The 13,625-nt window shown below is 72.1% G+C and carries 13 protein-coding genes and 1 riboswitch; of the genes, 4 read left to right on the forward strand and 9 right to left on the reverse strand.

The genetic code is table 11. The annotated features are described in order from the left end of the window. Window positions 1-349: 349 nt before the first annotated feature. The 3 genes from ACFU74_RS17115 to ACFU74_RS17125 all read left to right on the forward strand — a co-directional run bounded on the left by ACFU74_RS17115 (window position 350) and on the right by ACFU74_RS17125 (window position 4,902). Window positions 350-1,660, forward strand: coding sequence for an extracellular solute-binding protein (locus ACFU74_RS17115; protein WP_380757324.1), 1,311 nt, complete (start codon window positions 350-352; stop codon window positions 1,658-1,660). 235 nt (window positions 1,661-1,895) lie between these two features. Then, window positions 1,896-2,948 carry an SIS domain-containing protein gene (locus ACFU74_RS17120; RefSeq protein WP_380757298.1) on the forward strand — a complete coding sequence of 351 codons (1,053 nt, stop codon included), beginning with the start codon at window positions 1,896-1,898 and terminating at the stop codon, window positions 2,946-2,948. Between the two features lie 433 nt (window positions 2,949-3,381). Next, the gene (locus ACFU74_RS17125) at window positions 3,382-4,902 is read left to right on the forward strand and encodes a sensor histidine kinase (RefSeq protein WP_380757301.1); all 1,521 of its coding nucleotides are present in this window, start codon (window positions 3,382-3,384) and stop codon (window positions 4,900-4,902) included. Window positions 4,903-5,319: 417 nt separating this feature from the next. On the opposite strand, the gene ACFU74_RS17130 is transcribed toward ACFU74_RS17125, so the two are convergent. Both ACFU74_RS17130 and ACFU74_RS17135 read right to left on the reverse strand, forming a co-directional pair. Then, window positions 5,320-5,571 carry a WhiB family transcriptional regulator gene (locus ACFU74_RS17130; protein ID WP_014138019.1) on the reverse strand — a complete coding sequence of 84 codons (252 nt, stop codon included), beginning with the start codon at window positions 5,569-5,571 and terminating at the stop codon, window positions 5,320-5,322. Between the two features lie 369 nt (window positions 5,572-5,940). Further along, complete coding sequence (locus tag ACFU74_RS17135) at window positions 5,941-6,912, reverse strand: diacylglycerol/lipid kinase family protein (RefSeq protein WP_380757303.1); 972 nt, start codon at window positions 6,910-6,912, stop codon at window positions 5,941-5,943. A 50-nt stretch (window positions 6,913-6,962) separates the two neighbouring features. Here ACFU74_RS17135 and ACFU74_RS17140 point away from each other — a divergent pair, with 50 nt between their 5' ends. After that, window positions 6,963-7,391, forward strand: coding sequence for a hypothetical protein (locus tag ACFU74_RS17140; RefSeq protein WP_380757305.1), 429 nt, complete (start codon window positions 6,963-6,965; stop codon window positions 7,389-7,391). Window positions 7,392-7,472: 81 nt separating this feature from the next. Here the strand turns inward: ACFU74_RS17140 and ACFU74_RS17145 are convergent, their stop codons facing one another. From ACFU74_RS17145 to ACFU74_RS17175, 7 genes are all read right to left on the reverse strand, one after another. Beyond that, window positions 7,473-8,576: a SigB/SigF/SigG family RNA polymerase sigma factor gene (locus ACFU74_RS17145; protein WP_380757307.1), complete on the reverse strand. Its 1,104-nt coding sequence runs from the start codon at window positions 8,574-8,576 to the stop codon at window positions 7,473-7,475. 162 nt (window positions 8,577-8,738) lie between these two features. Next, window positions 8,739-9,149 carry an anti-sigma regulatory factor gene (locus tag ACFU74_RS17150; protein WP_350549759.1) on the reverse strand — a complete coding sequence of 137 codons (411 nt, stop codon included), beginning with the start codon at window positions 9,147-9,149 and terminating at the stop codon, window positions 8,739-8,741. A gap of 279 nt (window positions 9,150-9,428) precedes the next feature. Beyond that, window positions 9,429-9,905, reverse strand: coding sequence for a GNAT family N-acetyltransferase (locus ACFU74_RS17155; RefSeq protein WP_380757310.1), 477 nt, complete (start codon window positions 9,903-9,905; stop codon window positions 9,429-9,431). A 10-nt stretch (window positions 9,906-9,915) separates the two neighbouring features. Further along, complete coding sequence (locus ACFU74_RS17160) at window positions 9,916-10,299, reverse strand: nuclear transport factor 2 family protein (RefSeq protein ID WP_380757312.1); 384 nt, start codon at window positions 10,297-10,299, stop codon at window positions 9,916-9,918. A gap of 113 nt (window positions 10,300-10,412) precedes the next feature. Further along, the gene (locus tag ACFU74_RS17165; RefSeq protein ID WP_380757314.1) at window positions 10,413-11,411 is read right to left on the reverse strand and encodes an ABC transporter substrate-binding protein; all 999 of its coding nucleotides are present in this window, start codon (window positions 11,409-11,411) and stop codon (window positions 10,413-10,415) included. A 39-nt stretch (window positions 11,412-11,450) separates the two neighbouring features. Further along, a complete protein-coding gene (locus ACFU74_RS17170) occupies window positions 11,451-12,242 on the reverse strand; it encodes an ABC transporter ATP-binding protein (RefSeq protein WP_380757316.1) in 792 nt (263 codons plus the stop codon). After that, window positions 12,239-13,327 (reverse strand): FecCD family ABC transporter permease, encoded by a 1,089-nt coding sequence (locus ACFU74_RS17175; protein WP_380757318.1) that lies wholly within the window; start codon window positions 13,325-13,327, stop codon window positions 12,239-12,241. The genes ACFU74_RS17170 and ACFU74_RS17175 overlap by 4 nt, the downstream gene beginning before the upstream one ends. 116 nt (window positions 13,328-13,443) lie before the next feature. Continuing rightward, window positions 13,444-13,519: riboswitch (cobalamin riboswitch) on the reverse strand. Between the last annotated feature and the right edge of the window lie 106 nt (window positions 13,520-13,625).

The following is a 13,625-nucleotide window of genomic DNA, read 5'->3' on the forward strand; positions in this document are numbered from 1 at the left end:
GTCGCGTTTTCCCGATTGCTGACGCCGTGTGAACTGCGGCTTCCGCGAGATGACGATGTTCCCTCAAATCGTCCTTAAGGGAGCCTTAAGTTCTACTTAGGGTGACCGCCGGGCGACTGATCGCCACGCGGTACAACAGGTCTGCAACGGCCTTGACCGCCAGGCCATTTGGCGTTGACACCAACTGTGGTCTAGGCCAGGCTCCAGTCCATCCGGTTCGAATTTCAATTTAGCCGGATGTGGTATTGGCCCCGAAGCTCTTCGCCGCCCCTCCCCGGACACCGTCCCGTCGGGCGCCGGCGCGCCGCCGGCGGGCACAAGTTCTAAAACACCCTCGGAGGATGGCGTGATTAAGCGTCGGTTCATGGCGACGGTCGGCATCATGGCGCTGGCCGCCGGACTGACGGCGTGCTCCTCGGGCGGCTCGGCGTCGGGCGACGCCAAGACCGCCACGGCCGATCCCCTGGCCGCGACCGGCACCGTGACGGTCTGGCTGATGGACGACGCCCAGAAGAGCTGGCCCGACCTGGTCCAGCGGGTCAACGACGAGTTCGCGGCCAAGTACCCGAACGTGACCCTCAAGCTCGCCTACCAGGGCTGGGCCGACAAGGTGGCCAAGCTCGACAAGGCGATCGCCGACGGCACCGCGCCGGACGTGGTCGAGCTGGGCAACACCGAGACCATGAAGTACGTGCTCTCCGGCGCGCTGGTGCCCGTGGAGCGCAACACCTTTGACAACTCGGACACCTGGATCACGGCGCTCGCCAACACCTGCACCTACCAGGACAAGCTCTGGTGCGTGCCCTACTACGCGGGCGCCCGGGTCGCCATCTACAACTCGACGGCCTTCCAGCAGGCCACCGGCAACGCCGAGTTCCCCAAGACCGAGGACGAGCTGCGTGCGGCGCTCGACAAGATCGCGGAGAAGAACAAGAGCGACCGGACCTTCTCCCCGCTCTACCTGCCCGGCCCGTACTGGTACGCCGCGATGAGCTACGTCTCCGCGTACGGCGGCGCCATCGCCCGCTTCGACAGCGGCGGCATGTGGCACGGCACCCTGAGCGACCCCAAGTCCCAGCAGGGCATCACCCACTTCGTCGACCTGGTGCGCAAGTACAACAAGGGCGACCAGGCGGTCAACGAGCAGAACCAGTACGAGGCGATGGCCCGCGGCCACGCGGCGTCCTTCTACGGCAACGGCTACGAGGCGGCCAGCGTCGCCGCGCCGGTCACCGGCGACCCGAGCCTCAAGGACTCGGTGAAGGTGGCCACCATGCCCGGCCCGGGCGGCAAGCCGCTGCCGACCTTCATCGGCGGCTCGGCCCTCGGCGTCACCGCCAAGTCGCCCACGGCGGCCCTGGCGACCGACTGGGTCCGGATGTTCACCAGCGCCAAGTCCGAGCAGGCGCTGGCCGACAAGGACATCCTGCCGAACAACCTCACCCAGCTGAACCCGCTGAAGAACAAGCCGGCCACCGCCGCCGCGGCCAACGCGGTGCCGGACGCCTGGTTCACCCCGCTGGCCCCCGGCTGGGGCCTGGTGGAGAAGCAGAAGATCCTGCCCGACATGCTGACCGCCATCCTCCGCGGCAAGCCGGTCGACCAGGCCACCAAGGAGGCGGACGCCGCCATCGACCAGCTCATCAACAAGGCCGGCTGAGCCGCCGCCCCGGGACGCCGGAGCCCCTCCCCGCACCGCCGGGAGGGGCTCCGCGCGCCTCCGGGCCCGCCGCGGCCGCGGTGACCGCCTCCTCGGATGTGCCCCGGGCGGGCGGCCACCGTAGGATTGCCGCAGCATTCACCGCAGCGAGTGTGCGGACTCGCCGCCGTAGAGGTCCCCGCCGGGCATTCCCGTCCGGTCGGGGTGGAACCATCTCATCGGAGGCCCACCCACGATGTCCGACACGCAGACCGTCCCTGGCCGGATCATGGCGGCGGAGATGGCCGAGCAGCCGGCCGTCCTGCAGCGCATCCTCGACGAGGGCGCTCCCAAGATCTTCGAGATCGCGTCCCGGATCGCCGCCCGCAAGCCGCGGTTCGTCCTCCTGACCGCGCGCGGTACCTCGGACAACGCGGCGCTGTACGCCAAGTACCTGATCGAGATCCTGCTGGGCAAGCCGGCCGGCCTGACCTCCATGTCCACCACCACCGCCTACGGCGCCAAGCCGGACCTGACCGACGTGCTGGTGATCACCGTCAGCCAGTCGGGCGGCTCGCCGGACCTCGTCGCCTCCACCAAGGCGGCCCGCGAGGCGGGTGCCATCACGCTCGCGGTCACCAACAACGCCGGCTCGCCGCTGGCCGAGGTCTCCGAGTTCCACATCGACGTGCTGGCCGGGCCGGAGAAGGCGCTGCCCGCCACCAAGACCTACACCGCCGAGCTGCTCGCCCTCTACCTGCTGGTCGAGGGCCTGCGCGGCGGCGACGGCGCGGCCGCCAAGGGCCTGCCGGAGCTGGCCGCGGGCGTCCTGGCCCGCCAGGACGAGGTCAAGGACCTGGCGGAGCGCTACCGCTTCGCCCAGCGCCTGGTCATCACCTCGCGCGGCTACGGCTACCCGACCGCCCGCGAGGCGGCGCTGAAGCTGATGGAGACCACCTACATCCCGGCCTCCCCGTTCTCCGGCGCCGACCTGCTGCACGGCCCGCTGGCCATGGTCGACAACGTCTCCCCGGTCATCGCGATCGTCCCGGACGGCAAGGGCGGCGAGGCCCTGCAGCCGGTCCTGGACCGCCTGCGCGGCCGTGGCGCCGACCTGGTCGTGGTCGGCCAGCAGTCGCAGGTCGAGGCCGCCTCGGCGGGCTTCGCGCTGCCGGCCGGCGTGCCCGAGGAGGTGCAGCCGATCCTGGAGATCCTGCCGCTGCAGCTGCTGGCCTACGAGGTCACCATCGCCCGCGGCCAGGACCCGGACGCCCCGCGCGCGCTCGCCAAGGTCACCGAGACCCACTGACGCGCCCCGCAACGCAGGAGCCCCCGTCCACAGCCCGTGGACGGGGGCTCCTGCTGTTGCTCGCCTTCTCTCCGCCTGCTCGGGGCGGGGCACCTGCTCGGGAGGGGCCGGAAAACACTACGGGCCACGGCGCCGACACGGGACCCTCAACCCATGCGGCTCCGCGGCCCGGAGCTGTCGTCGGGCACCGGGGACGATCGAGAACTGTGCGGGGTCCTCGTTCGGCGGCGTCCGACCGAGGAGCGGCATCGCGCGGTCAGGGCAGTTGCGCGGTTGCCTCTCCTTGGTGCCCTTTCATTGTGGACTAGACCAATCTGGGTTGTCCAGGCCTCCCCGCAAATTGGTCTGGACAACTTGGCGGGGGAGTGGCCCGGTACCGGCCGGCGGGGGTGCGCGGGGTCCGTTCGCACCCCCCTGGAGCTACGCTCGCCCTGTGCCCTCGCTCAACGAACTCGTCCGCCGCCACACCACCCTGACCGGTGCCGATGTGGAGTGGCTGCACATGCTGGTCTCGGAGTGGCAGCTGCTCTCCGACCTGTCCTTCGCCGACCTCGTGCTCTGGATCCCCACCTGGGACGGCATCCGGTACGTCTCGGTCGCCCAGATGCGCCCCAACACCGGCCCCACCTCCTACCAGGACGACATGGTCGGCCACCTCGTCCCGCGCGGCCGCCGCCCGCTGCTGGACGCCGCCTTCGACGAGGGGCGGATCGTGCGCGAGGGCGATCCGGAGTGGCGTGAGGAGGTGCCGGTCCGGGTCGAGTCCATCCCGGTGCGGCGCGAGGGCAAGGTGCTCGGCGTGATCGCCCGCAACACCAACCTGCTGACCGTGCGCACCCCCAGCCGGCTGGAGCTCACCTACCTGCAGAGCGCCTCCGACCTCGCCCAGATGATCGCCGCCGGCACCTTCCCCTACCCCGGCGTCGAGCAGGCCGACATGGACGCCGCACCGCGGGTCGGCGACGGCCTCATCCGCCTCGACGCCGACGGCATCGTCACCTACGCCAGCCCCAACGCGCTCTCCGCCTACCACCGGCTCGGGCTCACCACCGACCTGGTCGGCAGCCACCTCGGCCGCACCACCGCCGACCTCGCCCCGCCCTCCCGGGCCGCCGTGCACGAGGCGCTGGTGAAGCTGGCCAGCGGCTGGGCGCCCCGGCAGACCGAGATCGAGGCCCAGGGCGGCGTGGTCACCCTGCGGGCCATCCCGCTCAAGCCCAAGGGCACCCTGACCGGCTCCCTGGTGCTCTGCCGCGACGTCACCGAGCTGCGCCGGCGCGACCGCGAGCTGATGACCAAGGACGCCACCATCCGGGAGATCCACCACCGGGTGAAGAACAACCTGCAGACCGTCGCCGCGCTGCTGCGCCTGCAGTCCCGCCGGATGGACTCGGAGTCCGGCCGTGCCGCGCTCGACGAGGCGGTGCGCCGGGTCGGCTCGATCGCCATCGTGCACGAGACGCTCTCCCAGGCGCTGGACGAGCAGGTGGCCTTCGACGAGATCGCCGACCGGGTGCTGGCCATGGTGATGGAGCTGTCCCAGGACGGCCGGGTGGCGACCCGTCGCAGCGGCAGCTTCGGCATCCTCTCGGCCGAGGTGGCCACCCCGCTGGCGATGGTGCTGACCGAACTGCTGCAGAACGCCCTGGAACACGCGTTCGGACCGAGCGCTTCCGGCAACCTTGAGGTCAGCGCGCTGCGCGGGCGGGCGCCGGCCACCGGCATGGGCTGGTCGGACAGCTGGAACGGCGGGGCCCGGCCGGAGGAGTACCTGCTGATCACGGTGCAGGACGACGGCAAGGGCATGCCGGAGGGCTTCGACCCGCAGCAGGCGGGCAACCTCGGGCTGCAGATCGTCCGGACGCTGGCCACCGGGGAGCTCGGCGGCACCTTCGACATGGTGGCCGGCCCGAACGGCGGCACCAAGGTGGTCCTGGAGATCCCGGTGCGCTGAGGTGCGCCGAGGTGCGTTGACGTGCACGGGGGGCGTGCGTCCGGCGTGAGCGCCGGTCGCACGCTCCTTCGCAACGGCGGGAGAACCTGCGCGACGGCGGGAGAAACAGAAACGAGGCCCTGTCGACCGGGGGGGGTGGGTCGACAGGGCCTCTCAACCCGTTCCGGCCGTCGGGGGGAGTCGGCCGGAACGGGGGCTCTGGGTGGTGCGACACCAGCCGGTGCGTTGCACACGGTGAGCGCCACAGCTCCACAATATTGCTCTAAGTGAACAGTATCAAGTGGCTGGGCGGGCCGGTGTCGCGGGGCCTCATCGAGCAAGACCCTTTGTGCGGAAGGCTTCACCAGGAAGTGCAGGGGAAGCCTGTGATCATGTGTTGATCGGTGCTGTGGTTACTGCTGGTACTACGGCGTGTGATCAGGCGGTGCGGGCGCGGTTGCGGGCGGCACGGCGCTTCATGGCGCGGCGCTCGTCCTCGCTCATGCCGCCCCAGACGCCGGCGTCCTGGCCGGTCTCGAGGGCCCACTGGAGGCACTGCTCCATGACCGGACAGCGGCGGCACACGGCCTTGGCTTCCTCGATCTGCAGCAGAGCGGGACCGGTGTTCCCGATCGGGAAGAACAGCTCCGGGTCCTCTTCGCGGCAGACAGCGCGGTGGCGCCAGTCCATGGTCGTCCAACTCCTCCTGCCGGCGGGGGTTGCCCGATCGGCACATCGATGGTCCTTGTGAATGTGAACGCTTTCACGAATCCCGCAACAGCAAAAGAGACCAAAGGCCCATCGGGCCCGGGAGGTCTGTGCTGGGGAGGGATTCGGCGACTCGAGGGACACCTCGCGGTCGGCTCCCCCAGTTTCGAGGTTTGCCGTCGCTGCGATGTGTCCCGAGCGCCATGTAGAGGTTCGCAAACCTCAGGCCCGGATACAACCCCCTTCAGGAAGGAATTTTGGATTCTTCGGTGTCGCCTAGCTCACAGCCGGTACTTCTATGGAGTGAAGGGGGCTTGTGCGTTCGAGAAGAAGGGCGAAGGGCCCTTCTAGTCACACAATCACACGCAGTGCCCGCCGTACGCCTGTGAAACTGACGCGACTCCTGGATCCAAGGTGGTCCCCGTCGACCTGGAACGGGACCGGTTCCTCCGAAACCAAGGTGAAGTGACGGACGTCGTGATAGGAGACGACATGCTTCCCGGAGGGGCCGTCCGGCGTGCCGTCATCGCTCGAAGGACCGTGCGACCGCAGGATCTGACGGACCGTTCGAGCGGTGCCGAACGCCGTCATCCGGGTGATGCCGAAGACATCGAGATCCGAGTCGAAGGAGGCGCGCGGCGAGGGGTAGACGGGGCGGTTGCCCAGGAACGTCCACGGCGAGGTGTTGCTGACTATCGCCAGCACCAGGCCCGGCACGGGCTCGCGGCCCGCCAGCGCCAGCGAGACCGGGCCTGATCTGCGCTGCTCACGTTGGGTGACGAAGTGGCGGAGCGCCTGGGTGACGTAGAGCGCGTGGGTGGACTTGCGCCCCGCCCGGCGCTGCTCCTCGACCCGGCCGACCACGCCGGCGTCGAAGCCCAGCCCCGCGGTGAAGGTGAACCAGCGGTCCGGCAGGCCCTCGGTCATCGCCTTGCCCAGCCCGATCCCCCGCTCGCGCCGGTGCTCCAGCGCGTCCAGCAGGACGCCGGTCGCCTCCACCGGGTCGTTCGGCAGGCCCAGCGCGCGGGCGAACACGTTGGTCGAGCCGCCGGGGACCACGGCCAGCCGCGGCAGCCGCTCGCCCGGCCCGTGCGCCAGCAGCCCGTTGACCACCTCGTTGACGGTGCCGTCCCCGCCCAGCGCGACCACCAGGTCGACCGCGCCGTCCTCCACCGCCTCGCGGGCCAGATCGCGCGCGTGGCCGCGGTACTCGGTCTGCGCCACCTCCAGCTTGAGGTCACTGCGCAGGGCGTGGATCAGGACGTCCCGGGTACGGCCGCTGGTGGTGGTCGCTTTCGGGTTGACGACCAGGAGAGCGCGCATGGGCCCAGCCTACGGGGCGGTACGGACCAACCGGCGGCTACCCTGCTGGAGTGACCGCAGAATCCTCCGCACCCGTACCCGCGCCCGGCGCCGACCGGCCGGCCGCCCTCACCCTGGGCGCCGCCATCACGGCCGTCGAGGGCGCCGCGCTGGCCGTCGTCGGCGTCTGGGACATGGTCGCCGCGCTGTCCGGCCAGTCCAAGCAGCTCGTCCTCAACGAGTTCGGCGGCCTGGTGATCGTGCTGCTCGGCGTGGCGCCGCTGCTGGCCGCCCGGGCGCTGCTCAGGACCCGCCGCTGGGGCCGCAGCCCCGCCGTGCTGACCAACTCGATCTGCCTGCCGGTCGCGTACTACATGTGGCAGAGCGGCGGGGCGATGGCCGGGGTCGGCGTGGGCGTCGGACTGCTCGGCCTGGTCGGCATGGGCGCGCTGCTCAGCCCGAAGGCGACGGCGGCCCTCTACGCTCCGCACGAGGGCTGAGCGCGGAGGGCCGCCGCCTTCCACCGTTCTCCGTACGACCCGACGGCCGCCGCTGAGCGGCCGTCAGCCGTTCTCCGGCCGTCACTCCTCCACGAGGAGCTTCTCCCGCAGCTGCGCCAGGGTCCGGGCGAGCAGCCGGGAGACGTGCATCTGAGAGATGCCCACCTCGGCGGCGATCTGCGACTGCGTCATGTTCCGGAAGAACCGGAGCACCAGGATCTTCTGCTCACGGGGCGGCAGCTGGGCCAGCAGCGGCTTGAGCGACTCGCGGTACTCGACGCCCTCCAGTGCCTCGTCGGTGGCGCCCAGGGTGTCCGCGACGGCCGGCGACTCGTCGTCGCTGTCCGGCACGTCCAGGGACAGCGTGGAGTACGCGTTGGCGGACTCCAGCCCCTCCAGGACGTCCTCCTCGGAGATCCCCAGGTGCTCCGCGAGCTCGTGCACCGTGGGGGAGCGGCCGTGCCTCTGGGAGAGCTCGCTGGTCGCCGTGGTCAGCGACAGCCGCAGCTCCTGGAGGCGGCGCGGCACCCGGACCGCCCAGCCCTTGTCCCGGAAGTGCCGCTTGATCTCGCCGACGATGGTCGGCGTCGCGTAGGTGGAGAACTCGACCCCGCGCTCGTGGTCGAACCGGTCCACCGACTTGATCAGCCCGATGGTGGCGACCTGGGTCAGGTCGTCCAGCGGCTCGCCCCGGTTGCGGAACCGCCGGGCCAGGTGCTCGACCAGCGGGATGTGCATGCGCACCAGCTGGTTGCGCAGCTCGACGCGCTCGGGGGAGCCCTCGGGCAGCGCCGAGAGCCGCACGAACAGGGCCCGGGCCGCCTCGCGGTCCGGTGCCCCGCTGCGCTGCGGGCCCTGCGCGGGCACCGCCGTGCGCAGCACCTGCGCCGCCTCGGCGGCGTCCTCGGTGTCGTCGTGGTCGTCGGTCCCGTCCGCGCCCCCGGGGGCCGGGCCGTCGCCGTCCGGTTCGTCGTCCGGGCGGCCGGCGTCCGGGAGGTCCGCGGCCGACGGCACGGGCGGGGGCGACTGATCGGGCGACGACTGGGGCGTCGGCTCGGTCGGCTGGCTCATCCGGTGGGCGTCCTTCGGGTGCGCTTCGTCGGTGGCGGCGAGGCCGGGAACGCTCGCCTGGGTCGGTACGGCAGGGCCCGCCGTCGCGAGGCCGGTACGGTCCAGATCACTCACGGCCATTCCCCCGTTCCGTTCCGGGAGCACCGGGGCGGTCGGCCCCGGTTCGTCTCGTTGGTCGTACCGCCGGGTGGGCGGTACCGGGAGCCGTCCGTCCGGCCCGGTGGTGCCGGGCGGACGGCCCTTGTTCGGTGCTGCTGCCGCGTCGCCGCGGCGGTTCTAGTGGGCGGCGGGGCCGCCGCGCTTCTTGTGCAGGCTGATCGACACGGTCTTGTCCTCGGCGACCGCCGACTCGACCTCGCCCGCGAGCGCGGAGAGCACCGTCCAGGCGAAGGTGTCCCGTTCGGGCGCCCGGCCGTCGGTGGTGGGTGCCGAGACGATCACCTTCAGGGAGTCGCCGACCAGCCGGAACTCGCAGGAGAGGACCGAGCCGGGGACGGCCTGCTGGAGGAGGATGGCGCAGGCCTCGTCGACCGCGATGCGCAGGTCCTCGATCTCGTCCAGCGTGAAGTCCAGCCGGGCCGCGAGGCCCGCCGTGGCCGTCCGCAGGACCGAGAGGTAGGCCCCGGCCGCGGGCAGCCGGACCTCCACGAAGTCCTGCACTCCGGGCTCGCCGTCGATCTGGGACACCCTCACCTCCTGGGTGACGCGCTGTGCTTCCGGGCCGGTGGCCGCGGCACTGTCTGTTGCTTGGCTCAACTGCTTCGCCCCAACTGTCCAGAGGGGTGGTGCGGTACGTACCGGTCATACCCCTCGGGGGGTGGCCGGACGCCGCCGTCCGCCCGAGACGTTACCGCGTTCCTGCCCCGGTGCGGGAGTCACTCATGGTAAGGCATCGCGACACAGGGTGGCAGTGGTCTGCACGCGGCCTCCGCACGCCTCCGGCGTGCGCCGTTTCGCGCGCCGCTCTCAGCGGGCGCCGGCGGCGGTGAGGGCGTCCCCCGTGAGGCGGTAGACGGTCCACTCGTCCATCGGCACGGCGCCGAGGGCCTTGTAGAAGTCGATCGAGGGCCGGTTCCAGTCCAGCACCGACCACTCGACCCGGGAGTAGCCGCGCTCGACGGCGATCCGGGCCAGCTCCAGCAGCAGGGCCTTGCCGTGGCCGCCGCCGCGGGAGGTCGGCCGGACGTAGAGGTCCTCCAGGTAGATCCCGTGGGTTCCGCGCCAGGTCGAGTAGTTGAGGAACCAGAGCGCGAAGCCGACCGGCTCGCCGGTGGCGTCGTCCTCGGCGATCAGGCCGTACAGGGCGGGGGAGTCGCCGAACAGCGCGTCGTGCAGCTGCTGCTCGGTGGAGACCACCTCGTGGACGGCCTTCTCGTAGTCGGCGAGCTCGCGGATCATGGCGTGGACGACGGGGACGTCGGAGGGGAGGGCGGTGCGGATCATGACCCCGAGCCTACTGGGCCGGTTCGTTCTCGTCCCAGGCCTGGACGGAGGTCTGGTCGACGATCCGCCCGTCGCGCAGCTCGGCGGTGGAGCTGACCAGCACCCGGACCCCGTCCGGGTAGCGGCAGGACTCCAGGAAGGCGAGACGGTCGGACTGGACCACCACCTGCTCCAGGGTGTGGCTCGTCTCGCGGCCGTAGAGGTCGTCCAGCATCGCGCCGATCTCGTCCCTGCCGTGCATCACCAGCGGGTGGCTGGGCTGGGTCTTGCGGTCGACCACGCGCAGTTCGGCGTCGTCCGCGTAGAGCGCCAGCAGGGCCCGGGCGTCGGCGCGTTCGATGCCCTCGCGCAGGGCCCGGACGTCGAAGGCGGACGGTGCGGCCATGGTGGTCATTGCTCGCTCCTCCGGTCGGTTCCGTCGGCTCGTACTCTTGAGCGTACGCCCGTCGGGACCGGCCGGAGGGCGGGCCGGACGGCGGTGGGGACGGCGGCGGGAGCGGCCCCGGCTCAGCGGGCCGGGACGGTCCGCAGGTAGTCCGCCAGCGCGGTGATCGCGGCCGGGTTGCGCGGGCTCTCGACCAGGTCGACGTAGTCCAGCACGAAGATCCGGTCGTTGCGCACCGCGGAGACGCCGGCCAGCGGCGGGAAGGACTTCAGGAACCTCCGCTTCGCCTCGGCGTCCGGGGTGCCGTAGTTGTTGATCACGATCACCTCGGGGTCGCGCTGGACCACGCTCTCCCAGCCCACGGTGGTCCAGGAGTCGGCGACGTCGCCCATCACGTTCCGGCCGCCGGCCTTGGCGATGATCTCCTCCGGGGCGGCGAACCGGCCGGAGGTGTACGGCTTGTCCTCCCCGCTGTCGTACAGGAAGACGGTCGGCCGGTGCGCGGGCTCGGGGATCGCGGCGATCTGCGCCTTGAAGTCGGCGATCAGCTTGTCCGCCCGGCCCCGGACGTCGAAGATCTCGCCCAGGTTGGCCAGGTCGGTGTAGAGCGCGTCGAGCGGCGACATCACCCCGCGCTCCGGGCCCTTGCCGCTGCGGCAGGACTCGGTGAGCACGTAGGAGCCGATGCCGAGGCCGGACAGGGTCTGCGGGGTGAAGCCCTTCCCCTCGTCGAAGCCGTAGTGCCAGCCGGCGAAGACCAGGTCGGCCCTGGCGTCCAGCACGGTCTCCTTGGTGATCGCGTCCTTGGAGAGCCACTTGGCCCGCTGGTAGCCGTCCTTCCAGGCGACCTTGTCGACCTGCCCCTTGTCGTCGGGCATCACATAGCCGGCCATCCGGTCCTCCAGGCCGAGCGCGAACATCAGCTCGGTGATGCCGACGTCGTTGGTCACCGTGCGGGCGGGCTTCTCCTTGAAGGTGACCTCGGTGCCGCAGTTCTCCACGGTCACCGGATAGTGGGCGGGGGCGTCGGCGGCGCCGTCACCGCTGGGGGTGATCTCGGCGCCGCAGCCGGTGAGCGCGAGGGCGAGCAGGGCGGCGGCGGCAACGGCCTTGGTGCGCATGGGAGGTCCTCGGGATGGGCGTTCGGCGGGTGGAGGGGGTTACGGAAGACGGTCGAGCAGCAGCTGGACGGCGCCGGTGACCGGGTGCCGCACGGGTGTCGCGCGGACCTTGAACACCTCGGCCAGCAGGCCGGGTTCGAGTACCTCGGAGGGCGGGCCCGAGGCGACGATCCGGCCGTCCGCGACCACGTACAGCAGGTCGCAGTGGCCGGCCGCCAGATTGAGGTCGTGCAGCGCGGTGAGCACCGTGGGACCGGCCTCCCTGACCAGGGCCAGCACCTCCAGCTGGTGCGCGATGTCCAGGTGGTTGGTGGGCTCGTCCAGGACCAGCACCTTGGGCTCCTGGACCAGCGCGCGGGCGATCAGCACCCGCTGCTTCTCACCGCCGGACAGGCTCAGGAAGCCCCGGGCGGACAGGTGCGCGGCACCCACCCGGCGCAGCGCCTCGGCGCACCGGTCCTCGTCCCCGGCGGACGGCCCGGCCAGGGCGCCGCGCCGGTGCGGCAGCCGGCCCATGCCGACCACCTCGGCCACCGTGAAGTCGAACTCGGCCGAGTGCTCCTGCGGCAGCGCCGCCACCCGCCGGGCGGCCTCGCGCGGGGCCAGCGCGTGCAGGGCGTCACCGCCCAGCAGGACGGCGCCGGCGGCGGGCCGCAGCGCCCGGTAGACGCAGCGCAGCAGGGTGGACTTGCCGCTGCCGTTGGGGCCGATCAGGCCGACCACCTGGCCGGCGCCGGCGGTCAGCGTGACGTCGTGGACCAGCCGGACGCCGGCCAGGTCGACCGAGACCCGGTCGACGGCGAGGTCCAGGGCGGCGGGGGAGGCGTTCACCGGCCGCCTCCGAAGGTGTAGCCGCGCCGGCGCATCAGCAGCAGGAAGCAGGGCACCCCGACGGCCGCGGTGACCACGCCGACCGGCAGTTCGGCGGGTGCCAGCAGGGTGCGGGAGACGATGTCGACCCAGACCAGCAGCAGCGCCCCGGCGAGCGGCGCGACCAGCAGCACCCGGCGGTGGCCGGCGCCGACCAGCATCCGCACCAGGTGCGGGACCATCAGGCCGACGAAGCCGATCGCCCCGCTGACCGCGACCACGGTGCCGGTGACGGCCGCGGTGACCACGAACAGTTCGCGGCGCAGCCGGTCCGGGTCCACACCGAGCGAGGCGGCCGTCTCGTCCCCCATGGCCAGCGCGTCCAGCCGTCCGGCGGCGCAGGCCAGGTACGCCAGTCCGGCCAGCACGGTGGCGGCGGCGATCGGCACCGAGCCCCAGGTGGCGCCGCCGAGGCTGCCGAGCAGCCACATCATGGCGGAGCGGGCGGCCTCGCCGCGGGCGGCGGCGAAGACCATCAGCGCCGTCAGCGCGGAGAAGCCGTACGACATCGCGGTGCCGGTGAGCACCAGTCGCAGCGGGGTGAGCCCGTGGGCGGTCCTGGCCGTCAGGTAGACCAGCACCATGGCGAGCAGGGCGGCGGCGAAGGCGGAGGCGGAGAGCGCCCAGACGCCGAACGAGGCGAAGGCGCCCAGCATCAGCACGGCGTTGGCGCCGACCGAGGCGCCGGAGGAGATGCCGAGCACGAAGGGGTCGGCGAGTGCGTTGCGGACCATCGCCTGGACGGCGACGCCGGTGGCGGCGAGCCCGGCGCCGACCACGGCGGCCAGGACGGCGCGCGGCAGCCGTATCTCCCAGACGATCGCGTAGGCGGCGGCCTCGTCGGCCTCCAGCCGGCCGCCCGTCAGCCCGGCGCGCAGCAGCCGCAGCACCTGGCCCCAGCCGAGTCCGGAGGAGCCCACGGCGACGGCGCAGACCAGGGAGACCAGCAGCGCCGCGGCGAGGGCGGCGGCCAGCGGTACGGCGGGTGTTCGGCGCGGGCCCGGCGGGGCCGCGGCGGTGGCCGGTGCGGTCGCGGTGCTGCTCACTGGTGCGCGCCTTGCCTCGGGCCGCGGACGGCGCGGGGCGGCGCGCCCGGGCGCGGGTGTGCCGGGGCGCCATCCCCTCGCAGTCCACGGCGAGTTGTCGGGAGGTCGGCGTCCTCGGGCGATCGGGCTCACGGGGCGCGGGGCACCGTTTACCGTTGCGGGTCAGCGCCGGATTCGCACCGGCTTCCCCCTCAGGACACCTCGGCAGCATAACAAGCGCTCGGGTCAGGCAACCCTTACCGGGCCGACTGTGGCCACGGACACACGAGCGAGCGCCCCCGTCCGCGGTGTGCGGACG

The sequence above is a fragment of the Kitasatospora sp. NPDC057500 genome (assembly GCF_042802195.1).
Taxonomy (GTDB): Bacteria; Actinomycetota; Actinomycetes; order Streptomycetales; family Streptomycetaceae; genus Kitasatospora.